General features: G+C 65.7%; 26 protein-coding genes, 2 tRNA genes and 1 pseudogene. 17 read left to right on the top strand and 12 right to left on the bottom strand.

Annotated features, from left to right (window positions below; genetic code table 11):
* Positions 1 to 5: 5 nt before the first annotated feature.
* From DSD19_RS14030 to dapF, 5 genes are all read right to left on the bottom strand, one after another.
* Complete coding sequence (locus DSD19_RS14030) at positions 6 to 1343, bottom strand: cytochrome b N-terminal domain-containing protein (RefSeq protein ID WP_075783960.1); 1338 nt, start codon at positions 1341 to 1343, stop codon at positions 6 to 8.
* Between the two features lie 12 nt (positions 1344 to 1355).
* Positions 1356 to 1913: a ubiquinol-cytochrome c reductase iron-sulfur subunit gene (gene petA / locus DSD19_RS14025; RefSeq protein WP_075783961.1), complete on the bottom strand. Its 558-nt coding sequence runs from the start codon at positions 1911 to 1913 to the stop codon at positions 1356 to 1358.
* Between the two features lie 301 nt (positions 1914 to 2214).
* Positions 2215 to 2505, bottom strand: a complete 291-nt coding sequence (locus DSD19_RS14020) for a hypothetical protein (protein WP_113670037.1) — start codon at positions 2503 to 2505, stop codon at positions 2215 to 2217.
* A 119-nt stretch (positions 2506 to 2624) separates the two neighbouring features.
* Complete coding sequence (gene mtaB / locus DSD19_RS14015) at positions 2625 to 3893, bottom strand: tRNA (N(6)-L-threonylcarbamoyladenosine(37)-C(2))-methylthiotransferase MtaB (RefSeq protein WP_113670036.1); 1269 nt, start codon at positions 3891 to 3893, stop codon at positions 2625 to 2627.
* Positions 3893 to 4732: a diaminopimelate epimerase gene (gene dapF, locus DSD19_RS14010; RefSeq protein WP_113670035.1), complete on the bottom strand. Its 840-nt coding sequence runs from the start codon at positions 4730 to 4732 to the stop codon at positions 3893 to 3895. The genes mtaB and dapF overlap by 1 nt, the downstream gene beginning before the upstream one ends.
* Positions 4733 to 4841: 109 nt before the next feature.
* On the opposite strand from dapF, the gene DSD19_RS14005 reads away from it, so the two are divergent.
* Positions 4842 to 4917, top strand: a tRNA-Lys gene (locus DSD19_RS14005).
* Between the two features lie 342 nt (positions 4918 to 5259).
* On the opposite strand, the gene DSD19_RS14000 is transcribed toward DSD19_RS14005, so the two are convergent.
* Positions 5260 to 5586 carry a hypothetical protein gene (locus DSD19_RS14000; protein ID WP_113670034.1) on the bottom strand — a complete coding sequence of 109 codons (327 nt, stop codon included), beginning with the start codon at positions 5584 to 5586 and terminating at the stop codon, positions 5260 to 5262.
* Positions 5587 to 5649: 63 nt separating this feature from the next.
* Positions 5650 to 5832, bottom strand: coding sequence for a hypothetical protein (locus tag DSD19_RS13995; protein WP_243627985.1), 183 nt, complete (start codon positions 5830 to 5832; stop codon positions 5650 to 5652).
* A gap of 528 nt (positions 5833 to 6360) precedes the next feature.
* Here DSD19_RS13995 and DSD19_RS13980 point away from each other — a divergent pair.
* A tRNA-Ser gene (locus DSD19_RS13980) sits at positions 6361 to 6450 on the top strand.
* 388 nt (positions 6451 to 6838) lie between these two features.
* The gene (locus DSD19_RS13975) at positions 6839 to 7672 is read left to right on the top strand and encodes a DUF3883 domain-containing protein (RefSeq protein ID WP_113670032.1); all 834 of its coding nucleotides are present in this window, start codon (positions 6839 to 6841) and stop codon (positions 7670 to 7672) included.
* A gap of 3 nt (positions 7673 to 7675) precedes the next feature.
* On the opposite strand, the gene DSD19_RS13970 is transcribed toward DSD19_RS13975, so the two are convergent.
* From DSD19_RS13970 to DSD19_RS13955, 4 genes are read right to left on the bottom strand one after another with little or no spacing between them, the layout of a single operon-like run.
* Positions 7676 to 8056 carry a hypothetical protein gene (locus DSD19_RS13970; protein WP_113670031.1) on the bottom strand — a complete coding sequence of 127 codons (381 nt, stop codon included), beginning with the start codon at positions 8054 to 8056 and terminating at the stop codon, positions 7676 to 7678.
* The gene (locus tag DSD19_RS13965; RefSeq protein WP_113670030.1) at positions 8056 to 9378 is read right to left on the bottom strand and encodes a recombinase family protein; all 1323 of its coding nucleotides are present in this window, start codon (positions 9376 to 9378) and stop codon (positions 8056 to 8058) included. The genes DSD19_RS13970 and DSD19_RS13965 overlap by 1 nt, the downstream gene beginning before the upstream one ends.
* Positions 9375 to 9875: a DUF2924 domain-containing protein gene (locus DSD19_RS13960; RefSeq protein WP_113670029.1), complete on the bottom strand. Its 501-nt coding sequence runs from the start codon at positions 9873 to 9875 to the stop codon at positions 9375 to 9377. The genes DSD19_RS13965 and DSD19_RS13960 overlap by 4 nt, the downstream gene beginning before the upstream one ends.
* Positions 9872 to 10090 (bottom strand): hypothetical protein, encoded by a 219-nt coding sequence (locus tag DSD19_RS13955; RefSeq protein ID WP_113670028.1) that lies wholly within the window; start codon positions 10088 to 10090, stop codon positions 9872 to 9874. The genes DSD19_RS13960 and DSD19_RS13955 overlap by 4 nt, the downstream gene beginning before the upstream one ends.
* 330 nt (positions 10091 to 10420) lie before the next feature.
* On the opposite strand from DSD19_RS13955, the gene DSD19_RS13950 reads away from it, so the two are divergent.
* Positions 10421 to 11485, top strand: a complete 1065-nt coding sequence (locus DSD19_RS13950; RefSeq protein WP_133260439.1) for a hypothetical protein — start codon at positions 10421 to 10423, stop codon at positions 11483 to 11485.
* A gap of 376 nt (positions 11486 to 11861) precedes the next feature.
* On the opposite strand, the gene DSD19_RS13945 is transcribed toward DSD19_RS13950, so the two are convergent.
* Positions 11862 to 12539, bottom strand: a complete 678-nt coding sequence (locus tag DSD19_RS13945) for a LexA family transcriptional regulator (RefSeq protein ID WP_113670026.1) — start codon at positions 12537 to 12539, stop codon at positions 11862 to 11864.
* 109 nt (positions 12540 to 12648) lie between these two features.
* On the opposite strand from DSD19_RS13945, the gene DSD19_RS13940 reads away from it, so the two are divergent.
* From DSD19_RS13940 to DSD19_RS13880, 13 genes and pseudogenes are all read left to right on the top strand, one after another.
* On the top strand, positions 12649 to 13332 hold the full coding sequence (locus tag DSD19_RS13940; RefSeq protein ID WP_165828136.1) for a hypothetical protein: 684 nt from the start codon (positions 12649 to 12651) through the stop codon (positions 13330 to 13332).
* A gap of 212 nt (positions 13333 to 13544) precedes the next feature.
* Positions 13545 to 13751 (top strand): AlpA family transcriptional regulator, encoded by a 207-nt coding sequence (locus tag DSD19_RS13935; RefSeq protein WP_007425318.1) that lies wholly within the window; start codon positions 13545 to 13547, stop codon positions 13749 to 13751.
* A complete protein-coding gene (locus tag DSD19_RS13930; RefSeq protein WP_243627984.1) occupies positions 13748 to 14113 on the top strand; it encodes a hypothetical protein in 366 nt (121 codons plus the stop codon). The genes DSD19_RS13935 and DSD19_RS13930 overlap by 4 nt, the downstream gene beginning before the upstream one ends.
* A gap of 25 nt (positions 14114 to 14138) precedes the next feature.
* Entirely contained in the window at positions 14139 to 14627 is a 489-nt protein-coding gene (locus DSD19_RS13925; RefSeq protein ID WP_113670024.1) for a hypothetical protein, read from the top strand.
* The gene (locus DSD19_RS13920; protein WP_113670023.1) at positions 14624 to 15514 is read left to right on the top strand and encodes an ATP-binding protein; all 891 of its coding nucleotides are present in this window, start codon (positions 14624 to 14626) and stop codon (positions 15512 to 15514) included. Before DSD19_RS13925 ends, DSD19_RS13920 begins: the two co-directional genes overlap by 4 nt.
* 13 nt (positions 15515 to 15527) lie before the next feature.
* On the top strand, positions 15528 to 16130 hold the full coding sequence (locus tag DSD19_RS13915; RefSeq protein ID WP_113670022.1) for a hypothetical protein: 603 nt from the start codon (positions 15528 to 15530) through the stop codon (positions 16128 to 16130).
* Between the two features lie 7 nt (positions 16131 to 16137).
* Entirely contained in the window at positions 16138 to 17805 is a 1668-nt protein-coding gene (locus DSD19_RS13910; protein ID WP_113670021.1) for a DEAD/DEAH box helicase, read from the top strand.
* A 224-nt stretch (positions 17806 to 18029) separates the two neighbouring features.
* Positions 18030 to 18230, top strand: coding sequence for a DUF6511 domain-containing protein (locus DSD19_RS13905; RefSeq protein ID WP_043869444.1), 201 nt, complete (start codon positions 18030 to 18032; stop codon positions 18228 to 18230).
* Positions 18230 to 18988, top strand: coding sequence for a PD-(D/E)XK nuclease family protein (locus DSD19_RS13900; RefSeq protein ID WP_113670020.1), 759 nt, complete (start codon positions 18230 to 18232; stop codon positions 18986 to 18988). The genes DSD19_RS13905 and DSD19_RS13900 overlap by 1 nt, the downstream gene beginning before the upstream one ends.
* Positions 18985 to 21276, top strand: coding sequence for an AAA family ATPase (locus DSD19_RS13895; RefSeq protein WP_113670042.1), 2292 nt, complete (start codon positions 18985 to 18987; stop codon positions 21274 to 21276). Before DSD19_RS13900 ends, DSD19_RS13895 begins: the two co-directional genes overlap by 4 nt.
* Before the next feature lie 467 nt (positions 21277 to 21743).
* Complete coding sequence (locus DSD19_RS13890; RefSeq protein ID WP_113670019.1) at positions 21744 to 22280, top strand: crossover junction endodeoxyribonuclease RuvC; 537 nt, start codon at positions 21744 to 21746, stop codon at positions 22278 to 22280.
* A pseudogene (locus tag DSD19_RS22385) lies at positions 22277 to 22474 on the top strand (hypothetical protein). Before DSD19_RS13890 ends, DSD19_RS22385 begins: the two are co-directional and overlap by 4 nt.
* Positions 22471 to 22899: a DUF6362 family protein gene (locus DSD19_RS13880; protein WP_113670018.1), complete on the top strand. Its 429-nt coding sequence runs from the start codon at positions 22471 to 22473 to the stop codon at positions 22897 to 22899. Before DSD19_RS22385 ends, DSD19_RS13880 begins: the two are co-directional and overlap by 4 nt.
* The last annotated feature ends 172 nt before the right edge of the window (positions 22900 to 23071 follow it).

Genomic DNA, 23071 nt, shown 5'->3' with positions numbered 1-23071 from the left:
TTCTGTCACTCGGCCGGCGTGGCCTTGCCGGCCGCGGCGCCGTCGCCGTAGTGGGCGTTGAAGTCTTCCTCGATGGTTTCCGGCTGCGGCAGCGGCTTCTCGATCACGCCCAGCACCGGCAGGATCACCAGGAAGTAGGCGAACCAGTAGGCGGCCCCGAGGAGCGAGATGTTGGCATAGACCGCCTCGGCCGGCATCCCGCCCGCCCAGGTCAGCAGCACGAAGTCGACCACGAAGAGCGCGTAGGCCAGCTTGAACTGCGGCCGGTAGCGGCCCGAGCGCACGTTCGAGGTGTCGAGCCAGGGCACCAGCGCCATCACGATGATCGAGCCGAACATCGCGATCACACCGAAGAACTTGGCGTTGACGACGCCGAAGGTCAGCCAGTCGACGATCATCACCACCCAGACGTCGGCGGTGAAGGCCCGAAGGATCGCGTAGAAGGGCAGGAAGTACCATTCCGGCACGATATGCGTCGGCGTCTGCAGCGGGTTCGCCTCGAGGTAGTTGTCGGGGTGGCCCAGATAGTTGGGCATGAAGCCCACGATCGCGAAGAACACGACCAGAACGACGCCCAGCGCGAAGAGATCCTTCATCACGAAATAGGGCCAGAAGGGCAGCGTGTCCTTGTCGGCTTCTTCCTTGGACCCGCGGCGAACCTCAACACCCGTGGGGTTGTTGTTGCCGGTGGTGTGGAACGCCCAGACGTGGACGATCGACAGCCCGAGGATCACGAAGGGGATCAGGTAGTGCAGCGAGAAGAACCGGTTCAGCGTCGCGTTGCCGACGGCCGGTCCGCCCAGCAGCCATTGCTGGATGTCGTGACCGATCCACGGGATCGCGCCAAAGAGGCCGGTGATCACGGTAGCGCCCCAGAAGGACATCTGGCCCCAGGGCAGAACGTAGCCCATGAACGCGGTCGCCATCATCGCCAGGTAGATCAGGATGCCGATGATCCAGGTCACCTCGCGGGGCGACTTGTAGGACCCGTAATAGAGGCCGCGGAAGATGTGCAGGTAGACCGCAACGAAGAACAGCGAGGCGCCGTTCGAGTGCAGGTACCGCAGGAAGTGGCCGCCGTTCACGTTACGCATGATGTGCTCGAGCGAGGCGAAGGCCATCTCGGTGTTCGGCACATAGTGCATCGCCAGGACGATGCCGGTGACGATCTGCAGCACCAGCGTGAAGAACAGAACCACGCCCCAGATCCACATCCAGTTGAGGTTCTTCGGCGTGGGAATCATCAGGGTGTCGTAGATCAGGCTGATGACCGGCAGGCGCCGTTCCAGCCATTTCTCGGGGGCCGACCCCGGTTCGTAATGATCGTGAGGAATACCGGACATTCGGGGGCTCCCTTAACCGAGTTGGATGGTCGTCTCGTCCACGAAGGACGCAACCGGGATGTACATGTTCTCGGGCGCGGGGCCCTTGCGAATGCGGCCCGCGGAATCGTAGTGCGAGCCGTGGCAGGGGCAGAACCACCCGCCGAAATCACCGGACTGGTTGCCGATCGGAACGCAGCCGAGATGGGTGCAGACGCCGATCATGACCAGCCATTTGCCCTCTTCGTCCATCGTCCGGTTCTGGTCCGTCGCCTCGCCCGGCTTGTTGGGGTTGCGCGAGTTGTTGTCGCGCAGGTCGCCCAGCGGAATCGAGCGCGCCAGTTCGATATCTTCGGGAGTGCGCAGGCGGATGAACACCGGCTTGCCGAGAAACTTGACAGTAATCTGCTGGCCTTCGGACACCGACGACACGTCGACCCGGATCGAACTCAGCGCCTGCACGTCGGCGGAGGGGTTCATCTGGTTGATCAGCGGCCAGATGGCCGCACCTGCGGTCACAGCACCGGCGCCCGCCGTGGCATAGTAAAGGAAGTCTCGGCGGGTGCCGTCGTGATCTTCTGCGTGCGACACGAGAATTTCTCCTTTCCAGGACCGGGTCGCCCCCGGTCGATTCGAAAAAACGGGCCAAGGGATTCCTCGGCCGTTTACCAGACTTACCTAGCCCCGGCAGGAAAATTGCGTCCAGCGGACATAGCCGCGCAGCGACGGCGGAGGCTCAGACGGATTCCGGTCGACCGCCGTATACCCCTCAGGGACAATTCCAGCCAGAGGGAATCGGGTTATTAGACCGATTCTGAGACGTTCAACCGCATGCCAAGACACTATATTGCGCTATTTGGGCTGTTGTTCAGGCCCCCGTCCCGCCCCGGCGTCACACCCGGCGGACCCGCAGCCGACCGAACGCCGAGGCGTCGATCTCGACCCCCGGGCCGGCGGTGCCCATGCGGAAAGTACGGCGCATCCGGGCGGCCCCGTTCACCTGTTCTTGATCACGGCGGAAGGTCAGCCCCTCGCCCAGCTCGTCCATGGCGTCTTCGGTGCGCTGGTCGCGGCGCAGCCCGTCCCGGCTTTTCGACAGCGCATAGGCGGCCAGAGCGACCGCGCCATAGCGCAGGCCGTAGCGCAGGGCGACGGTCGCGATGGGGGCGAGAGGCAGGGGCATCGGCGAAACTCCTGGAAGACTGCCCAAAATATAGGCTGCCGAGGGGCACCTGTCCATTCACATATCGGTCGGCGGTCCCGGGCAGCGTCGCGCGCGGTCTTGCGAGGGCGGAAAAGCCCCTAGTCCACCTGAAGCCGGGTCTCAGAGCATCCGGCGATGGTCGCGGTCACGATCCGGCTCTCGGGCCGGTCCGACGCGAAATCGACCTCGGTGAACTGCTCGGTCCGGCCCATGCGGGGGCTTTCCATCAGAATCCGGTGAGAGAGCCCGATCTGGGCCGCCAGATGCCGCGCGACCTGCGCGTCGCCCGCGGCCCTGAGCCGCGCCGCCCGGTCGCGGATCGCCGCGCCCTCGACCTGAGGCATCCGCGCCGCGGGCGTGCCGGGACGGGGCGAATAGGGAAAGACGTGCAGCCAGGTCAGGTCGCAGTCCTCGACCAGCCGGAGCGAATTCTCGAACATCGCATCGGTTTCGGTCGGAAAGCCCGCGATGATGTCGGCGCCGAAGGTCATGTCGGGGCGCAGGCGCCGCGCCTCTTCGCAGAACCGGATCGCGTCGGCACGCGAATGCCGCCGCTTCATCCGCTTGAGGATCAGGTCGTCGCCCGCCTGCAGCGACAGGTGAAGATGCGGCATCAGCCGCTCTTCCCCGGCAATGGCGCGCATCAGGGCATCATCGGCCTCGATGGAATCGATCGACGAGATCCGAAGGCGCGGCAGCTCGGGCACCAGTTTCAGGATGCGCGCCACCAGATCGCCCAGCCGCGGCGTGCCGGGCAGATCGGCGCCCCAGCTGGTCAGGTCGACGCCGGTCAGCACCACCTCGTTATAGCCCGCGCCGACCAGCCGCCGGATCTGGTCGACCAGCACCCCCGCGGGAACAGACCGCGAATTGCCCCGCCCGAAGGGGATGATGCAGAAGGTACAGCGATGATCGCAGCCGTTCTGGACCTGCACGAAGGCGCGACTGCGGGTGCCGAAGCCGTCGATCAGGTGGCCCGCCGTCTCGGTCACCGACATGATGTCGTCGACCATGACCTTTTCGGTCTCGCCGATGAAATCGGGACCCTTCGCGATCCCGGCCCAGGTCTCGGGCCGCATCTTTTCGGCATTGCCGATCACCAGATCGACCTCGTCCATCTCGGCAAAGCGCCCGGGCTCGGTCTGCGCCGCGCAGCCGGTGACGACGATCCGGGCCTCGGGGTGTTCGCGCCGCAGCCGCCGGATCTCTTGCCGGGCCTTGCGCACCGCCTCGGAGGTGACGGCGCAGGTGTTCACGATCAGCGCGTTTTCCAGCCCTGCCTCGGCGGCCAGCGCCTTCATCGCCTCGGTCTCGTAGGCGTTCAGCCGACAGCCAAGCGTGGTGAACCGGGGCGCCGCGCCGTCCATCAGCCGACCTCCGCCAGGAAAGGGGCGGTGAAGACCCCGTCGAAGACATGCGCCGTCGGACCGGTCATCCAGACCCCGTCCTCGCGCCAGTCGATCTGCAGGTCGCCGCCATCGAGCAGAATGGTCACCGAGCGCCCGGTCAGCCCCCGCCGCGCCGCCGCGACCGCCACCGCACATGAGGACGAGCCCGAGGCCAGCGTGATGCCCGTGCCGCGTTCCCAGACCCGCATCCGGATGCGGTCAGGTCCGGCCAGATGCGCGACCTGCACATTGGTGCGCTCGGGAAAGAGCGGATGATGTTCGTGCTCGGGGCCGAAGGTGGCCAGGTCGACCGCCTCGGCATCGGGGACGAAGAAGGTGCAATGCGGGTTGCCCATCCCGGTCGCCACCGGCTCGCCCGCAATCGGCAGCCGGTCGAGATCGACCTCGCGGGCCAGCGGCACGCCCTGCCAGTCGAGGATCGGCGGCCCCATGTTGACCGAGGTCCGCCCGCCGCCCGCGTCGCGCGCCGAAAGCCGCCCGCGTTCGGTGACAAGCGTCAGCTCGCGCCGTCCGGTCTCGTCGATCAGATGCCGGGCGATGCAGCGGGTTGCATTGCCGCAGGTGGCCGAGGGCGAGCCGTCGGCATTGTAGAAGACCAGCCGCGCATCGGCGTCCGCGGCGGGTTCGATCACCGCCAGCTGGTCGAATCCGACGCCCCGGTGCCGGTCGGCGATGGCCGCGACAAGGCTGGCGGACAAGGGCCTTCCGCCCTGCCGCCGGTCGATCACGACGAAGTCGTTGCCCAGCCCGTGCATCTTCATGAAGGGCAGGCGTTCGGGGTCATTCCTCCGTGCCATGGGGCGGTCCTATACACCCGGCCCGGGGGCCTTTCCAGCGTCCTGCGAAAAATGATGGATTTTGCCCTTGACCGCCCTCGCGGGTTTTTCTAGTTAGCAGGCCTCAAGTGGGCCGTTAGCTCAGTTGGTAGAGCAACTGACTTTTAATCAGTGGGTCACAGGTTCGAATCCTGTACGGCTCACCACTTAAGACAAAGAAAAGAAACGACTTTTCGCATGTTCGAAAAGTGAAGCGTCCGCCAGTCCGCGAGCGTCCGCCGCGGACGCTGCTGGCAGGGGCGGTTTCTGGGTGCTTTTCCGCGTCGATCATCCTTCCTGACGACAGGTGTTGCAGAGCCGGTTTCCGGCCCCATGGCTGGTAAATTCCACACCGCAACAGAGACAGGATCTTTGCCGCTGCTGCAGACGCTGGACGATTGCGCGCTCGGCGCAGATCGCAGCCTCGCGCTTCGGGAAGAATCGGCTGACGCGCTCGTCTCCTCTGTACACGGCGCAGGACAATCCCGTGCCACGGATCTCCAGGGTGATCACGCCCGACCTCCCAGCGACACTGGCCTTCCGAGCACCGAAGCCAGCGTCTCGCGCCCTTCGGGCGATGCGGCCCAGGCCTCGCTCTCCTCGAGGCTGGCGTCGAAATCGCCCTCGATGTGGCGGGCGATCAGTAGAGCAGCGCCGGCATTGCCGGCCATGCGGGCCTTTTCCAGGTCCCGCATCAGCTCCAGCTCGGGGAAGTCGAGCGGCGAAAGGAAGTCGTGATAGTACCCCTCGGCCGCGCGGGCTGCCATGTCATTGAGCCCCACCGCGCGCAGCGCATGGGCGAGTTTGTTGGCGGTATGGTCCTCGGGCAGCGTCATGCCGCGTCCTCCTCGTGATCCGCCAGCCGAGCGACGCACACGGGCTGAGTGTCGATCGAGCAATCAATATCGCGGCCAGTCACGCACCACGCCGCGTGGCACCTCCTCGAGCCATCCAAGCCGTGCCCCGGGAAAATAGCCGAAGCGCTGCGTCACCGCTGGCATGAAGAGATGCCATTTCAGATACATCGCGCGCCGCTGGCGGCGATCGTAATCGCGCCAGTAGGTGAATTGCGCACCAACCATCACGATCCGGTCCAGCCGACAGGCTCAGGAACTGGGCGGCTTCCTTGGTGCGCAGACAGCGCGGGGGAAGTTCGGTTGAGATGGCGGACATCGGGCGTCTCCCTACCTGAGGATCGTAGAAGGCGGCAGATCGGCCAGCTGTTCGCGTAGCCATTCGGCGCGGCCTGTCCTTGCTGTGTTCAGTTCCAGCATCTTCAGGGCGGGACCCGGGCATGATGCAAATGGCGTCACCCCTGACGCTCATCCGACTGAAACGTGAGCCCTTCGTTGAAATCTACGCGGTGGCGCCGACCGCCCATCAGAGCGACCGGGCGGGGAAGGCCGTCGGGGCGAGAGACATGATGCTTCTTTCAGGCGCCATGGCCGACGCGGAAGCGGGGCGCCATTCAACGCGAAATCTCTCCGGCCGATGAATGAACCGCAACGGTCGACATAAGAAACCCAGAAAGAACCAGAGCCTCGTCGGCAACGAGCGGTCGCGCAAGAAAAACCTTGTTTCCCGGTTTGTTGCCGCATAGACATCCCCTCGGAGATGTGGCCGAGTGGTCGAAGGCGCTCCCCTGCTAAGGGAGTAGGCGGGAAACCGTCTCGTGGGTTCGAATCCCATCGTCTCCGCCACCATCCCTGTTGCGAACACGAACATGCGCCACTCACGGCGCGGAAATAGTCGTGTTTTCAAAGGGCTTTGCCTCCCCCATGCGAACCGTTGAGACTGCGCGCCGGGCCCGTTCCGTGCTCTGAACGGCCCTTCGTCTCTGTTCGGGCGAACCTTGTCATATTCGGTTCGGTCGAAATTTTGCTAGGCTTTCCAATAGCCTGAGTTTCAACCCCGCCAAAACTTCGCCGCCTGTTTCCATCGCCTTCGTGGGGAACAGAGCACCAACACGCAAGAGGCGCAGTCGCTGGGTGCACTGGCCGAATGGCGCGTAGCGATGGCGGTGGTTTGCCCGGGAAAATTCCGGAAAACGTTGATGACAGAAGGACTTCCCGTCCGTAGCCTGGCGCAATGTCGAACGGGCCCTGGACGGATGAAGAGAACGATCTGATCGTCGCGGATTACTTCGCGATGCTGGTCGACGATCTCGCGGGAAAACCCCTGAACAAGGCGGCATCATATCGACAGCTTGCAGACCGGATCGATCGCTCCGTGAAGGCAATCGAGTACAAGCACCAGAACATCAGCGCCGTGCTGAAGGCGTTGGGCGAGACGTGGCTGACTGGCCTCGCACCCGCATTCAACTTCCAGAGCTCGCTTGAGGATGCCGTTCTGCGATGGATGAACTCGCATCCGGAGTGGGTCCTGCGGGCCCCGGGCAACCGGCCACCCACCGGCCTTCACGATGCGGCGCAGATCTGGATCGGGCCGCCGCCGACGCTGTCGAACCAGCCGCCACCGCAGGAGCTGGACCTGATGTTGCGGATCGCCAGGAAGTCAGACGTTGCCGGCCGCGACGAGCGTAACCGTGTCCTTGGCCGAGCGGGAGAGGAACGCGTGCTGGCCTACGAGCGGTCGGTGCTGCGGTCAGCGGGGCGCGATGACTTGGCGCGCAAGGTTCGCTGGGTGTCGGAGGAGGACGGGGACGGTGCCGGCTACGACATTGCCAGCTTCGAACGGGACGGCCGGTCGCGGCTGATCGAGGTCAAGACGACGAACGGCTGGGACCGGACGCCATTTCACATCACGCGCAACGAACTGGCCGTGGCCGAGGAGCGGCGTGCGGAATGGTGCCTGTTCAGGCTGTGGAACTTCTCACGCGAGCCGAAGGCCTTCGAACTGCGACCGCCGCTCGATGCCCATGTCTCGCTGACGGCGACGTCGTATCGGGCGAGCTTTCACTGAGGCTCAGTCGAACACCCGCCCCGGCTGCTCGTCCCACGGAAGAGACGCCACGAAGCACAGGTCATAGATGCTGATCGTCGAGGGCTCGCGGTGGATGGCAAGTCGCTCGAGGACTTCCGGCGCAAGCCACGCAAGCCGTAGGAGGCGGCTGACATAGCGGTCGGAGAGGCCCTCGTCGGCGGCGAGATCGCTGAGCGTGGCGACGTCGCCGCGTTCCAGCCGTTGCCGCCAGCCCCATGCCCGGCCAATGGCGCGCAGCAGGTGAGGATCCTGCCCGCGACCCATGGCGGCCTCGACATGCTTCGGCGGCAGGATCCGGGGGCGGCCGCCGCGGCGGCGGATCTCGAGCGGGATATGGACGCGCAGGGTCTCGGGCGCGGGCATCAGGCAACCTCCTTCTTCGGCGGGGCCATCAGCGCAGCGATGGCGCCGAGGCCGTCGTGGCGCAGGTCGATGGCGAGGCCCGCCTCGCTGACCGTAATGCGGGCGACCAGCAGCTGGACGATACGCGCCTGCTCGGCCGGGATCAGCGCCTTCCATAGGTCGTCGAACTGCGCCAGCGCGGCAACGACCTTGGCCTCCTCGAGATCGGGCCTTTCCTTCCGGACCGCCCGCGCGGTGCGCGCCGCTACCTCGGGCGTGCGCAGCATCCGGCGGATTTCGCCGATGACGGCCTCCTCGACCATCGCGCCCGGCAGCCGCTGGGGCCCGCGCAGCTCGGCCGCGGGGCGTTTCCGGATCACGTCCATCGAGGTGTAGTAGCAGTAGCGTTTGCCCTTCCGCTTGGTGTGGTGGGGCGTCATGGCGGCGCCAGTCTCGGTGAAGATCAGCCCGCGCAGGAGGGCTGGTTGCGCCGCCCGCGCCACCGCCCCGCGGGCGACGCGGTTGTTGGCGATGACCTCGTGCACCTCGTCCCAAAGCTTCTGGTCGATGATCGCCTTGTGCTCCCCGGGGTATTCCTCGCCCTTGTGAACGGCGATGCCGAGATAGACCTTGTTGTGCAGGAACTTCAGCAGATAGCCCCGGTCGAACACCGCCCCGCGCTTGGTGCGGATCCCGCGCGCGTGCAGTTCCTTCAGCACCTGCGCCGTGGAACTGGAGCGCGCGTAAAGGCGGAAGATCGTGCGGACGTGCTCGGCCTCGGCGGGCTCGATCACAAGCTTGCGGTCCTTCACGACATAGCCGAGCGGCACCGGGCCGCCCATCCACATCCCCTTGCGGCGGGAGGCGGCGAACTTGTCGCGGATCCGCTCGCCGATCACCTCGCGTTCGAACTGGGCGAAGCTGAGCAGGATGTTCAGCGTCAGCCGCCCCATCGACGTTGTCGTGTTGAACGACTGCGTGACCGAGACGAAGGTGACGCCGTGGCGGTCAAAGATCTCCACCAGCTTCGAGAAGTCCATCAGCGCGCGGCTGAGGCGGTCGATCTTGTAGACCACGACCACGTCGATCAGCCCGGCCTCGATGTCGGCGATCAGCTGCGTCAGCGCCGGGCGGTCCAGCGTCCCGCCCGAGAAGCCGCCATCGTCGTAGCGGTCGCGCAGCGCCACCCAGCCTTCGGCCTTCTGGCTGGCGATGTAGGCCTCGCAGGCCTCCCGCTGCGCGTCGAGGCTGTTGAACTCCATATCGAGCCCTTCCTCGCTCGACTTGCGGGTGTAGATGGCGCAGCGCAGGCGGCGGATGGTGTCGGGCTTGGCGCGGCTCATGGGCGGGCCTCCGCGCCATGGGCGAGGCCAAAGAACTTCCACCCGTTCCAGTGACTGCCGGTGATCGCCCGCACCGCGGCCGAGAGCGACTTGAAGCGCCGCCCCTGCCATTCGAAACCTTCCGTCAGCACGGTGACGACCTGTTCCTCACCTTGCCATTCCCGCACCAGCTTGGTGCCGGGGATCGGGCGGCGGGGATCCGCGATCAGCGGACCCGGCGCGCCGGAGGCGACCTCGGCCGCCAACGCGTCCAGCGTGCGCCGCGTCGCGGGCTTGATCCCGCCATGGGCGAGTTCCTGGATGCGGTAGCCGATCCGCAGCTCCAGGTTCCCCCGGCTGGCGTTCGGCGCGGGCTCGCCGAACATCACCCGCCACTTGCCCTGCAGCTCGGGCACCGTCATTACCTTCAGCGCGGCCAGTTCGGCCAGGACGTCGATCCCTTCCGCCTGGCGCGCAAGCGCGACCTTTGCGCCTGATTTCCTTGTGTTTTTCCTCATGCGTCGTCTCCAACTCGGTTTTGCACCTGTCTCCGACGACGGCGTCTGAGGGCAAGAATGTCCAGCGAACTGTCTCCGTCGAGCGGAGAATTCTCATTCGTTTCCCGTGGGTTGGTGCGCGCAATGGCGCTGGCGAGAATGGCGGCCAGCTCCGCCAGCCGCTCATCGGTCGTGAGCGTCTCGGCGGGCGGCGCGAAGGCGATGTCGTCTTGCATGGGGAGCGAACCTCCTGAGGCGGTTTGCTCCGTGATCCCCAGTTGCGGAAGGGGATTTCAAGTTAAAACAAGGATTTGTCGCAGGTGCGCGAACTCATTCGAAACGGATCGCGTTCGAGCCCGACAGGGAAACCCTATCGACCAACACATGAGCTCGCTCCTGTCTGACTGGCCCGACGCGAGCGGGACACGCATGTGGCTGGAGGAGGCCGCTGCCGTTGCCGCCGCCCGGAATCCATGCAACACCCAAAGCGCGAGAAGCACAGATCCTTCTTTTTCGATAGAGCAACCTATCGTCTTGAGGTATCGGTTCCGCGGGAGGCCGCACCGATGGAATATGAACAAGAAAGATATTTTGGCCTGCATTTTCAGCCTCGCCATGGCGAGAAGATGCAGCATGTGCTGCCGGCATCGAACCTAGTTCAAGCGCTTGAGGGATTGCAGCGGACCATTCATCTCGTCGCAATGATGAAAGAAGGGCGAGAAGTCCGGAAGCGCGCACGCGTGACCAGAGATATCGAGGACCGCTTTCAACTCCACTGCGAGGTAGCAGCGGAAGGGAGCTTCTACCAACCGACATTCATTGCCGAAAAAGATCAAAGTCTTTTCAGTCCGGAGGATGTCCGAGAAGTTGCGGAGATAACTAAGAACCTTTTAAGCTCGATCGGCGCAGGTGACGAGCAAGGCTTCAAGAAGGTAGTAGTGGACTCGGCGTTTCGCTCCCCAATCCTTGCGTCTCTTGGGAAGATGTTTGAGGGGCAAGGTGGTCACTACAGACTCGCCGTGGAGGATAAGTCCGGGAGGGTCATCGCTGATAGCGTCGCCGCCTCTGAAGCGATCTCCCGTTTCAAGGAGTCTCGCCTTTCGCCTGATACCCATACGATTGTCACTGGGTATTTCAACAAAGTGGACTTCAAGGAGCATAAGCTGTCGCTGCTTATCCCAAGCTCTGGTCGTCTCATAAGTTGCATCTATGATGAGGACATCGAACAAGCACTGCTAGACAATGCTCGCGACCTTATTCAAGTTGTTGGCACGATCGAGCTGGATGAAGATGGCAATCCGCAAAGAATAACTGACGTTCAGGAAGTTCATCCCGTCAACACTGACGATATCGACGTTATTGATTTGCTTCCGGAGTATTTGAAAGCAAAGGAACTGAACAATCTACGCGTCCAAGTTCAACTGAGTGAGGACAAGCAGACCTATTTCGCGCGACTTGATGAGCTTGGAATTGAGCAAGCGGCTTATACACGGTCCGATCTAGTGGACGCGCTTCAGGCCGAATTAGAGTTTCTCTGGAATAGCATCGCAAAAGAGGTTGATGAAAATCTATCACCAAAGGCGCGCGCCTTAAAAGAAGCGCTTCAGAAATTCTTTCAGGAGATGTCGTGATGACTTTGGAGCGCGATAAGGTTCAGGATAACTTGCCCAAGAAGGGCTTCGTTGAAACCCGTGACCGAGATCACATCTTCTACCACTTCCACCACGACGGAAGAAAGACTCACATTAGAACCCACGTGAGCCATGGAAGTAAATATAAGGTTCTTGGGAACGACCTCGTTTCCGCGATGGCCAGGCAATGCAAGCTTACCACAAAGATGTTTCGCGGATTGGCAGAATGCACTGTCTCACACGACGATTATATTGAAGCTCTCAAGAATTCTGGAGAAGTATGAAATCTTTCAAGAGCTAGATTTTGATCGCCGCGGTGGCTTCGTCTATCGCAGAGGCCCATTCAGTCTTTCCCGTCTCCAGGAACACGATTACCTCAGATCTCCCGCGCGAACCAACGGATGCGGCCGACGATGTGGATCTCGTCGGCCGTGCGCTCGTATTCGGGGTAGTGCTTGTTGTCGGAGATGACGCGCACCGCGGGCGGGTCGCTGTTGGGAATATGCTCGAGCCGCTTGGCGACCAGCCCCATCCCGTCGTCCAGCACAAAGATGCCGGGCGGGTTGGGCGCGCGGCGGGTCATGTCGACCAGAACGGCGTCGCCGCTCAGCAGCGTCGGCGCCATGCTGTCACCCTCCACATGCATGATGCGCAGCTGCGACGGGCTGGCCTTGAGGCTGTTCCGGATCCAGGAGCGACGGAAGTGGTAGACGCGGCCGGGCGTATCGCCGTCCTCGGTCACGACCGCGCCGCCGCCCATCGCGGGGCGCGGGGTGGCATGGGCGATGGCCACGAAGGCATCGTCGGGGTTCTCGACGAAGGGGGGCGTGCCCTCCACCTCGCCGATGCCGTGGATCAGCCACTCGCGCTCCACCTTCAGCACCCGGGCGACCTCGGCCAGCCGGTCGATGCCGGGGCGCGCGGAGCGGCCGCGCAGGATGTCGTAGACGAAGGAGCGGTTCACGCCGGCCATCTCCGCGACATGGGCGGGCGTCAGGCCGAGCTGATGGGCGCGGGCCCGCAGGCGGTCGGCCAGTGTGTGCTGCTCGGTCATGTTTTCCCCAAGGGCATGTGGATGAAATAGGATAAAACAGGATTGATGCGGACCCGTCAAGCGATTAGAACAAAACCTAAACAATCGCACATGGGAATCGGGGGTCCGGATGGAGATCGAGAAGTCGTATTTCACCCTGCCGGAGATCCTCGAGCGCTGGTCCATGTCCGAGGCGGACCTCGTCTACCTGGCCGAGAACGACCAGCTGCGGCTGTCGATTAGGGTGTTCAACCTGGCTGTCGAACTCGGCGACTACGAGGAGACGCCGGAAGGGGAGCGCTTCTCCGTGCCCTTCGAGCGCGGCACGTTCAACGGGCTCCTGGATCTCCACGCCCATGACGTCTTTCAGCTGTTCCGACATGGCGAGGTGAAGCTCAGCTGCTTCCGCTCGCACAAGGCGGACTACGCTTGCCTGACAGGGGAGCGAGAGCACATCACCGTGCGGCAGCGCGATCTTTTCCTGCGGCGTGAGGAGCGCGACCGGTTTGAGGCGGAAACAGGATTCGCCGGCGCGGCTGCCGGTCCGCGGCCCGGCGCCTTCAATGCCTCGGCCGACTACCAGGACGTCCGCTGCAATGGTCAGCACTTCCGGCTGGGAGCGATCCAGGCGCAGGTCGTGCGTGCGCTGCACGAGGCGGCCAGGCGCGGCGAGCCCTGGCAGAGCGGCAAGGCGATCCTCGCCGCGGCGGGCTCGCGCAGCCTCAAGATGTCCGATGTCTTCAAGTCGAAGAAGAACTGGCGGCTGCTGATCGAGTCGGACGGCCGCGGCGCCTATCGCCTGCTCGGGCTCTGATCTCGCGCCATCCCTCCCATCCGCGCGCCCTCCCGATCCCTGCGGTGGGATGCGCCGGGGGATGAGAGGGGGATGGCGATCCCCCACAGAGCCGTTCTCCCTTGGATTGAAAGGCTCCTGACAATCCCCCTCCGCATCCCACTCCAATCCTGACGACATCCCCTCGCGGGATTTCGCATCGTGCTCCCGACAACCGACACCGGGAGAACACGATGCAGCAGAAGACCTGCCTCACACAGAAGGAGCTCGCGCGGCGCTGGACGATCTCGCACCGCACGCTCGAGCGCTGGCGATGGGCCGGGGAAGGCCCCGCCTACATGAAACTCGGCGGCCGGGTGGTCTACCGGCTCGAGGACATTCTGGCCTTCGAGAAGGACCAGCTCACGCACACCGCCGACAGCGCGCGGGGGGCGGCATGATGGAGCGCCGGTCCGCCATCCGCGCCGGCGGGGTCGTATCGATCTTCGGCGCCGCCGGCCCCGCGCTCGATGAGGTCGGGCTCTCCGCCTGGATCGCGCAGGCCGCCCCGGGCGAGGCGCTGGTCTATCACCGCGGCTTCCTCGCCGTGGACGCCACCGGCGCCGTCTCGAACCTCACACCCGAGCGCCAGCGCACGTTGCGCAATGTCGCCGCCGCCGCGCTGCGTGCCGCCGAGCAGCGGCTCGTCCACCTCGTGCAGGCCCGGCTCGGCCCCGACCACTTCGCCTACATCGCCGTCGCCCGTCCGAAGCCTGGACCCGCCGGTGCCGCCCTTTCGACGCGCCTCCTCGAGGCCGCCTGACCCCATCCTCATCACGGAGACCTCCATGCCGTTCCCTGAGAACACCCCCAGCATCGACGAGCTGATCAACCTGCCGGCGGGCGAGATCGCCCAGCTTCCGGTCGAGCTTCTGACCGTCCTGCAGCGCGAGATCGACGCCGCCGCCAAGCAGATGAAGGCCGTTAGCGCGCGCTTTTCCACCGCGCTCGAGGTCCGCTACGCCACCCGTGCCGCCGAGGCCCGCCGCGCCTGCGGCAAGGACACCGGCACCGTCCGCCTCGCCGACGGCGATTTCACCGTGGTCGCCGATCTGCCCAAGCGCGTCGAATGGGACCAGACCCAGCTCGCCGCCATGGTCGAGCGCATCCGCGCCGCGGGCGAGGATCCGTCCGAATACGTCGAGATCAGCTTCAAGGTGCCCGAGCGCGCCTATGCCGCCTGGCCCGAGGCGATCCGCCAGGGCTTCGAGCCCGCCCGCACCGTGAAGACCGGTGCGCTGAAGATCGCGATCCTGCCGCAGGAGGACCGCGCGTGAGCCTCCCCATCATCACCGCCGATCAGCGGCTGGCCGAGACGCGGGGCATCAAGGGCGTGATCTTCGGCCCGTCCGGGATCGGCAAGACCAGCCTGCTCTGGACGCTCGAAGCCTCGACCACGCTGTTCTTCGACCTCGAGGCGGGCGACCTCGCCATCGAGGGGCTCCACATCGACGTGGTCCGACCGCGCACCTGGAAGGAGTGTCGGGACTTCGCGGTCTTCATCGGCGGCCCGAACCCGGCGCTCCGGTCCGAGCAGCCCTACAGCCAGGCGCATTTCGACGAGGTGTGCGGGCGGTTCGGAGATCCGCGCGTCCTCGCGAAATACGACACAGTCTTCATCGACTCGATCACCGTGGCTGGGCGGCTCTGCTTCCAGTGGTGCCGCGGGCAGCCGGAGGCGTATTCGGAAAAGACCGGCAAGCCGGACGTGCGCGGCGCCTACGGGCTGCACGGGCGCGAGATGATCGGCTGGCTGACTCACCTGCAGCACACGCGCGGCAAGAACGTCTGGTTCGTAGGGATCCTCGACGAGAAGCTCGACGACTTCAATCGCAAGGTCTTCGTCCCGCAGATCGACGGCTCGAAGACCGGGCTCGAGCTGCCCGGCATCGTCGATCAGGTCATCACCATGGCCAGCCTGCCGGACAAGCAGAACCGGCCCCAGCGCGCTTTCGTCTGCCAAACGCTGAACCCGTGGGGCTACCCGGCGAAGGACCGGTCCGGCCGCCTCGACCTGGTCGAAGAGCCCCATCTCGGCCGGCTGATGGAGAAGATCCGCGGCCCGCTGATCCCTGCGGAACGGCGGCTGACCTATTCGCCGCCGCAGCTGCCCCCGCCGCCCGGTCCGACGGCGACCGACACCCATTCCTATCCCACCAACTGAAAGGACCCGAGCCATGTCCGGTCTCTGGAACGACTTCAACGACGCCCAGTCCAACACGAACCTCATCCCCAAGGGGACGCTCGCCAAGGTGCGGCTGACGATCCGCCCCGGCGGTTTCGACGACCCGTCGCAGGGCTGGACCGGGGGCTATGCCACCCGCGGCTCGACCGGGGCTGTCTACCTCAACGGCGAGTTCACGGTCACCGAGGGCCAGTACGCCCGGCGCAAGATCTTCACGCTCATCGGGCTCTACAGCCCCAAGGGACCGGACTGGGCCAACATGGGCCGCAGCCTGATCCGCGGGATGCTGAACTCGGCGCGCGGGATCTCGGACAAGGACCAGTCCCCGCAGGCGCAGGCGGCGCGGCGGATCGGCGGTTTTGCCGATCTCGATGGAATCGAGTTCATCGCCCGCATCGACGTCGGCAGCGACGCCATGGGCGAGGAAAAGAACGAGATCCGCGCCGCGGTCACGCCCGATCATCGTGACTATGCGCAGGTGATGGGGCTGGCAGCGCAGCACGGGTATCAGCCGCCCGCGCAGCCCGCTCCGGCGCCGCCGGTCCAGCAGCCCGCGGCATCGCCGGTCCCCGGTCGTCCCGCCTGGGCACAGTGAGCGCGCGATGCTCCTTCGTCCCCGCCAGAAACTCTTCGTGGAGCGCAGCCTCGCTGCGCTCTTGACCCGCGACAACACGCTGGGCGTGGCGCCCACCGGCGCGGGCAAGACCATCATGCTCTCGGCCGTCACCGGCAGGATGACCGGGGACGGCGCCAAGGCTTGCGTGCTCGCCCACCGCGACGAGCTGACCAGCCAGAACCGGGCGAAGTTCGCCCGGGTCAACCCCGACACGGAGACATCGGTCGTCGATGCCACGACCAAGTCCTGGCACGGACAGGTCACCTTCGCCATGGCGCCGACACTGTCGCGGGCGTCCAATCTCGCCGCGATGCCGAAGCTGGACCTGCTGGTGATCGACGAGGCGCATCACGCGGTGGCCGAGAGCTACCGCCGCATCATCGACCGGGTGCGCGATGCTAATCCCGATGCTCGCGTCTTCGGCGTCACGGCGACGCCGAACCGGGGCGACAGGAAGGGGCTGCGCGAGGTCTTCGACAACGTGGCCGACCAGGTCCGGCTGGGCGAACTCATCGCCTCCGGTCATCTCGTGCCGCCCCGGACCTTCGTGATCGATGTCGGCGTGCAGGACCAGCTGCGCGCCGTCCGCAAGACCGCGGACGATTACGACATGGGCGCGGTTGCGGCGATCATGAACCGCGCGCCCATCACCGAGGAAGTGGTCCGGCACTGGGAGGAGAAGGCCGGGAACCGCCAGACCGTCGTGTTCTGCTCGACCGTCGCGCACGCGGTCGATGTCGCGACCGCCTTCAACGAGGCCGGAAACCCGGCCGCCGTCGTCCTTGGCGACATGGGCTCCACTGAGCGGAAGATGGTGCTCGAAGCCTATGCGTCAGGCGAGGTGCAGGTCATCGTCAACGTCGCGGTTCTGACCGAGGGCTGGGATCACCCGCCCACCTCCTGCGTCGTGCTGCTGCGGCCCAGCTCCTACAAGTCCACCATGATCCAGATGGTCGGGCGCGGCCTGCGCACGGTTGATCCGGCCGAGCATCCCAGCGTGGTGAAGACCGACTGCATCGTTCTCGACTTCGGGATCTCGAGCCTGACCCACGGCACGCTGGAGCAGGACGTCGATCTCGACGGCCGCGATCCGGCGCCGGGCGAAGCCCCCACGAAGACCTGCCCGGAATGCGAGGCCGAAATCCCGCTCGCGTCGCGCCAGTGCCCGATCTGCGGCTACGAATTCCCCGGCGGGTCCGTGACGTCGCCGCTCGAGAGCGTCGTGATGTCCGAGATCGACCTGCTGAAACGGTCGAGTTTCGTGTGGGAAGACCTCTTCGGCGACGACGCCGCGCTGATGGCCAGCGGCTTCAACGCCTGGGGCGCCGTGTTCTTCCTCGAGAACCGCTGGCATGCCGTGGGCGGAGCCAAGGGGTTGTCGACCTGCCTTCTCGGCGTGGGGGATCGCACCGTCTGCCTCGCGCAGGCCGATGACTGGCTGAACACCCATGAAAGCGACGAGAGCGCCTTCAAGTCGAAGCGCTGGCTGACACAGGCGCCGACCGAGAAACAGCTGCAATACCTCGCGCCCGCGCAGCGCCAGGACTACGGGCTGACCCGCTACCGCGCCTCGGCGCTGATCACTTTCCAATTCAACCGCCGCGACATTCGCCGGCTCGTCATGTCGGCCGCGCCCGAGCGGAGGGCAGCGTGAACCATGTCGCGCAAATCCCAACCCCGCCCGCAGCGGCTCCGGATCGACCGGGCCGTGATCGCCTCTGGCATCCGCGCCCGGTGCTCTGCGCGGTCTGCACCGCACACACCCGCGGCTTCGGCTGGTTCGATGCTCACCGGCCGCGGCCCCACCGAACCCGCCGCTGGTTCTGCTCCATGGGCTGCCAGGCGGCCTTCACCCGCAAAGCGAAGAGAGGACTGAGCATGGTCGATTTCACCGAAGAGGAAACCCAGGCGCTGCCCGCCGTCATGCGCGCGCTCGCCCCCGAGATGGAGCGGATCGGCTGGGACCGGCCGCTGGGCCAGCTGACCCAGAACGACATGCACCGGTTGATCGTCACCACCGTCGAGGCGTTCCGCGCCGAGATGGCCGAGATCGCCAGCCAGTCGGAGATCCCGTTCTGATGCTGGACTACAACAAGCGCCCCGGCATCGCCGACCGGATCAATGCGGCCGTGGACGCTGCGCTCGAGGCTGAACGCGCTGCCACGCCGCCGCGCGACTATCTCGGGGCGTCCCGGCTCGGCCATGCCTGCGAACGCGCGCTGCAGTTCGAATTCGCGGGCGCTCCGAAGGACGAGGGCCAAGACTTCTCCGGCCGCTCGCTGCGGATCTTCGCGATCGGGCATGAGCTCGAGGATCTCGCCATCCGATGGCTGCAGGCGGCGGGACTCGATCTGGTCACCCAGAAACGTGACGACGGCCAGTTCGGCTTCGCTGTCGCGGGCGGGCGCATCCGCGGCCATGTCGACGGGATCGTCGCCGAGGCCCCTGCGGCGCTGGGGCTACGCACCCCGGCGCTCTGGGAATGCAAGACGATGAACGCGAAGAACTGGCGCGAGACGGTGGCCAAGGGAGTGACCGTTGCGAAGCCGGTCTACGCTGCGCAGATCGCGCTCTACCAGGCCTACATGGAAGCGACGGTGCCGGGCATCTCGACCAACCCGGCGCTCTTCACCGCGATCAACAAGGACACGGCCGAGCTGCACCACGAGCTCGTGCCCTTCGATGCCGATCTCGCGCAGCGCATGTCCGACCGCGGCGTGCGGATCCTGCGGGCGACCGACGCGGGCGAGCTGCTCCCACGCGTCGTCGCCAATCGGGATTTCTTCGAATGCCGGTTCTGCCCGTGGGCGGAGCGCTGCTGGAGCCTGCCGGCATGAGCGACGACAACATCATCCACTTCAATCCCTGGCGGGATTTCAACGACGCTGCGCCCCTGGCCGATCCCTTCGCGGTCGAACCGGACGCAGGCCAGATCGCCCGCTTCATGGACGTGGTTTTCGGCTACTCCGAGGGGCTGATCCCGGTCCGGGGCTTCGTGGACAAGGGTCAGGGAAAGGACGGCCGCCCCCACAACATCTGGATCGACGCGGACGCCACGGCGTCCGAGAAGCTCGCCACCTTCGCGGGCTGGGCCGCGCGCGAGGGCGCGGCGGTCTACGTCATTCCCGGCACGGTGGCGGAGACGGGCCAGGCCCGCGCCGCCGATGTCCTGCAGATGCAGAGCCTCGTGGTCGATCTCGACTCGGGCAACATTCCGGCAAAGCTCGATCACCTCGTTCATCATCTCGGCTGCCCGACGCTGATCGTCGAGAGCGGCGGGCGCACGCCGGAGGGCGCGACCAAGCTGCATGTCTGGTGGAAACTGACCGAGCCAGCGGAGGGCGCCGACCTCGCACGGCTCTGCCAGCTCCGTGGTGATATCGCGCTGAAGGTCGGCGGCGACACGCATTTCCGCTCGGCCCACCAACCGATCCGGGTTCCCGGCACCGTTTATCACAAGGGCGGGCTCACCCGGCTCGTCCAGATCCGTGAGGCGACAGAACTCGAGGTCGATCTCGCCGAGATGGCCGAGCGCGTCGCCGCCATGCTGCCGATGCCCGGCGTCGGCATGGCATCGGCCGAACCCCGCGAGAAGCCTGCCATTGACGATGTGCTTGTGACCCCGGTGCACGAGGGCGGCACGGACGACTGGTCCCGTTTCGAGGGGGCCTCGGCTGCCATCGGATACTTCCTGCGGCTGGTCCACGAGGGCCGGATGTCGATGGACGAGGGCTGGACGGCGATCTGCGGTTACAACGCCGCGATGCTCCGCCCGTCCTGGCCGCTCGACCGGCTGAAGCGCGAGACCAACCGCCTGTGGGAGTTGCACATCAAGCGGCACGGCCCGCCGCTGACCCGCCTCGTCGGCGCGACGCCCGCGCAGATCGACCTCCCGACCTTCACCCTCGGCGCGCTGCTCGACGACACGAGCCCGATGCCGGACGACATCATCGGTCCCCGCGTGCTGACGCCGGGCGGGCTCCTGGTGCTGGGCGGCGCGCCCAAGGTCGGCAAGAGCGATCTGCTGATCGCACTGCTGGTGCACATGGCGGCGGGCGTGCCCTTCCTCGGATTCACCCCGCCACGGCCGCTGCGGATCTTCTACCTGCAGGCCGAGATCCAGTACCACTACCTGCGCGAACGCCTGCAGCAGATCGGCCTGCCGCCCGAGCTGATCGCCGCCGCGCGCGACAACCTGATCGTCACGCCGAAGCTGCGCATGCTGCTCGATGCCGAAGGCAGCGCCCGCGTGGCCGAGGCCATCAAGGCGGCATTCCCCGACAAACCGCTCGACATCCTCTGCATCGACCCCATCCGGAACCTCTTCGACGGAGGGCCGGATGGCGGCGGCGAGAACGACAACGCCGCGATGATGTTCTTCCTGAAGGACCGGGTGGAGGTACTGCGGGACCACGTCAATCCCGACTGCGGCGTGATCCTCGTCCACCACACCAAGAAGCTCTCGAAGCACCAGGTGAAGGAGGACCCGTTCCTTGCGCTGTCCGGCGCCAGTGCGCTCCGGGGCTTCTATACCACCGGTCTGATCCTGCACCGGCCGGAGGAGGACTCGACCCAGCGCCGCCTCGAGATCGAGCTCCGGAACGGTCCCGCGCTGCCGGCAAAGCTGGTGGACAAGGTCAAGGGCAAGTGGGTCGAGATCAACGCGATGAACGAGCGGCTCGTGCGCCCCGAGGTCGGCGCCAGGCATGACGCCGAGCGCGATCGCAAGCGGGACGTGATCCTCTCGATCCTGCTCGACGAGGCGGCCGAGGGGCGGCTCTACACCATCAACCAGTTCGCCGAGGCGTTCGAGAACAAGGGCGGTCTCGGCGGCAAGGACACGATCCGCGACCGGATCGCGGTGCAGGCGACCAAGGGCGCCATCAAGTTCATCCGTGACGGCGCCCCCTATGGGCTCGGGCCTTCGCGTTCGCGCTTCGGGTACCTCTGCGTCGAAGGGATGGTCATGCCCACGGGCGGCGAGACTGTCGATCCGGCGACCGGCGAGGTCACGCCCGCCAGCATCGCGGTCCTGCCCACCCACTACAAATCGCCCCAGACCGGCGCGCTCCTCGAGGTCGAGAACCCGCATGTCTGGGTCTATCCGGAGGGGGACCGGCCATGATCGTCCCCGCAGATCGTTTCGCGCAGAATTGCGCAGCAGCCAGTTTGAACCAGATGCGGGCCCCTGCCGAAACTGCTCCGCCATCCGTTCGCGGACATGCTCAAACGTCCGCTGTGGCCAGTTTCGGCCCGCTTCCGAAACTGCCCCTGCAGAATTGCGCTCGGACCGCAACGGCTACGCTGCAACCAGTTTCGGCCGGACATGCTGAAAGCGACCCATCCAAACTGGAAAACCCATTTCCCGTCAGTGGGTTGATGCGCATTTCCAGTTTCGGGGGTGAAACCACCCCCTACGGGGGTGGGGGAGAACGCCGCAGGCGGGTTCTCCCACGCCCACCCCCGGGGGTTTCGCGCGCGTGGCTCGTCCTCGCCCAAACCACCCGATCCGACGACGGCGGCCCCGTACCGCCAAGCACCTGGCCGCCGTCGTCTTCCACCCGAGCAGCCAACCAGAAGAGGAGACCACCCATGGCTGACCTGACTCTCGCCACCTCCCGCCGCGAGGCAATCCCCGATCTTCCGCCCGTCGCCCGGGCCAACCGCGCGACACTGGCCCTCGACCTCGGCACCGCCACGGGCTGGGCGCTGCATGGCATGGACGGGCTGATCACCTCCGGCACGGTGTCCTTTCGAGCCGGCCGGTTCGATGGCGGCGGCATGCGGTATCTCCGCTTCACCAACTGGCTGACCGAGATCGACCGGCTGTCCGGACCTCTGGCCGCGATATGGTTCGAGGAGGTCCGCCGCCATGCTGGCACCGATGCGAGCCACATCTACGGCGGGCTGATGGCCACGCTGACCGCATGGGCCGAACTGCGCGGCATCCCCTACGAGGGCGTCCCGGTCGGCACGATCAAGCGCCATGCCACCGGCAAGGGGAACGCGCCGAAAGAGGCGATGATTGCCGCGGCCCGCGCCCGCGGGTTCAGCCCTGCCGACGACAACGAGGCCGACGCCATCGCCATTCTGCTCTGGGCGCTCGAGACCAAGGGGGGCCTGCAATGAGGCGGTTTCCCCGCGGCTATGGCGGCGAGCGCCGCGACCCCGAGACGGTCAAGCGCGACGGCTAGAAGGAGCAAGGCGTGTTCGCAGTTTCCCTTGACGACCAGAGACTTACTTGGCCTGAGCGGGAGCTGGTGCGGCAACTCGGCGAGCGTCTTTACGGCGCGCGCCCAATGGAACGAGAGGTGAGGAAATGACCCATTGGACACCAGCCGAAGTGGAGGCGCGGCTTTCCGAGGCCGGGATGATCCTGCGCCGTCTGCCGGAGCCCCGGCGCAACGGATACTTCAGCACATGGCCGGAGATCGTCCACGGGTTCGCGGACAAGGTGGGCCAGGAGCCGAAGCCCATGCGCGTCTCGCCTTCGCCGCGGGACATCGCGCGGATGGAAGAGACGCTGACCTGGACGAACTGCCTCGAGCCCATCGACGGCAAGATCGTCTGGATGAAGGCCCATGACGAGCGGTGGAAGAACATCTGCTGGCACGTCGGTCTCTGCCACGCCGCTGCGCATCAGCACTGGCGCTACGGGCTGTCGCTGATCGCGCTGAACCTCAACAGGCAGCCCTTCAACCGGAAACTGCCGATCCTCGAGATCATCAAACTGGCGCGCAGCGTGTAGGAAAGTCTCGTGTAGAGGGTTTTCGCGCAGACAAAAACGCCTCTCCCGGGCTAGAAACTGCATATGCTCGGGAGAGGCGCGCGCGGCGCGGTCCCGAACGAAACCATCCTTTCGTTGACGGGGTCCGTTAAAAAAGGAAAGGCGCTGATCCTTTCCTTGCAGGCCGCCGTCA

This window comes from Rhodovulum sp. BSW8, assembly GCF_003314725.1.
GTDB lineage: Bacteria > Pseudomonadota > Alphaproteobacteria > Rhodobacterales > Rhodobacteraceae > Rhodovulum > Rhodovulum visakhapatnamense.
The sequence above is the reverse complement of the archived record's forward strand: the minus strand, read 5'-3'. Positions and strand labels throughout refer to the sequence as shown.

Excerpts from the sequence above, each read along its gene's own strand:
- DSD19_RS14030 (WP_075783960.1), bottom strand. The coding sequence starts at position 1,343 with ATGTCCGGTATTCCTCACGATCATTACGAACCGGGGTCGGCCCCCGAG.
- DSD19_RS14020 (WP_113670037.1), bottom strand. The coding sequence starts at position 2,505 with ATGCCCCTGCCTCTCGCCCCCATCGCGACCGTCGCCCTGCGCTACGGC.
- mtaB (WP_113670036.1), bottom strand. The coding sequence starts at position 3,893 with ATGGACGGCGCGGCGCCCCGGTTCACCACGCTTGGCTGTCGGCTGAAC.
- dapF (WP_113670035.1), bottom strand. The coding sequence starts at position 4,732 with ATGGCACGGAGGAATGACCCCGAACGCCTGCCCTTCATGAAGATGCAC.
- DSD19_RS14000 (WP_113670034.1), bottom strand. The coding sequence starts at position 5,586 with ATGACGCTGCCCGAGGACCATACCGCCAACAAACTCGCCCATGCGCTG.
- DSD19_RS13995 (WP_243627985.1), bottom strand. The coding sequence starts at position 5,832 with ATGGTTGGTGCGCAATTCACCTACTGGCGCGATTACGATCGCCGCCAG.
- DSD19_RS13975 (WP_113670032.1), top strand. The coding sequence starts at position 6,839 with ATGTCGAACGGGCCCTGGACGGATGAAGAGAACGATCTGATCGTCGCG.
- DSD19_RS13970 (WP_113670031.1), bottom strand. The coding sequence starts at position 8,056 with ATGCCCGCGCCCGAGACCCTGCGCGTCCATATCCCGCTCGAGATCCGC.
- DSD19_RS13965 (WP_113670030.1), bottom strand. The coding sequence starts at position 9,378 with ATGAGCCGCGCCAAGCCCGACACCATCCGCCGCCTGCGCTGCGCCATC.
- DSD19_RS13960 (WP_113670029.1), bottom strand. The coding sequence starts at position 9,875 with ATGAGGAAAAACACAAGGAAATCAGGCGCAAAGGTCGCGCTTGCGCGC.
- DSD19_RS13955 (WP_113670028.1), bottom strand. The coding sequence starts at position 10,090 with ATGCAAGACGACATCGCCTTCGCGCCGCCCGCCGAGACGCTCACGACC.
- DSD19_RS13950 (WP_133260439.1), top strand. The coding sequence starts at position 10,421 with ATGGAATATGAACAAGAAAGATATTTTGGCCTGCATTTTCAGCCTCGC.
- DSD19_RS13945 (WP_113670026.1), bottom strand. The coding sequence starts at position 12,539 with ATGACCGAGCAGCACACACTGGCCGACCGCCTGCGGGCCCGCGCCCAT.
- DSD19_RS13940 (WP_165828136.1), top strand. The coding sequence starts at position 12,649 with ATGGAGATCGAGAAGTCGTATTTCACCCTGCCGGAGATCCTCGAGCGC.
- DSD19_RS13935 (WP_007425318.1), top strand. The coding sequence starts at position 13,545 with ATGCAGCAGAAGACCTGCCTCACACAGAAGGAGCTCGCGCGGCGCTGG.
- DSD19_RS13930 (WP_243627984.1), top strand. The coding sequence starts at position 13,748 with ATGATGGAGCGCCGGTCCGCCATCCGCGCCGGCGGGGTCGTATCGATC.
- DSD19_RS13925 (WP_113670024.1), top strand. The coding sequence starts at position 14,139 with ATGCCGTTCCCTGAGAACACCCCCAGCATCGACGAGCTGATCAACCTG.
- DSD19_RS13915 (WP_113670022.1), top strand. The coding sequence starts at position 15,528 with ATGTCCGGTCTCTGGAACGACTTCAACGACGCCCAGTCCAACACGAAC.
- DSD19_RS13910 (WP_113670021.1), top strand. The coding sequence starts at position 16,138 with ATGCTCCTTCGTCCCCGCCAGAAACTCTTCGTGGAGCGCAGCCTCGCT.
- DSD19_RS13905 (WP_043869444.1), top strand. The coding sequence starts at position 18,030 with ATGGTCGATTTCACCGAAGAGGAAACCCAGGCGCTGCCCGCCGTCATG.
- DSD19_RS13900 (WP_113670020.1), top strand. The coding sequence starts at position 18,230 with ATGCTGGACTACAACAAGCGCCCCGGCATCGCCGACCGGATCAATGCG.
- DSD19_RS13895 (WP_113670042.1), top strand. The coding sequence starts at position 18,985 with ATGAGCGACGACAACATCATCCACTTCAATCCCTGGCGGGATTTCAAC.
- DSD19_RS13890 (WP_113670019.1), top strand. The coding sequence starts at position 21,744 with ATGGCTGACCTGACTCTCGCCACCTCCCGCCGCGAGGCAATCCCCGAT.
- DSD19_RS13880 (WP_113670018.1), top strand. The coding sequence starts at position 22,471 with ATGACCCATTGGACACCAGCCGAAGTGGAGGCGCGGCTTTCCGAGGCC.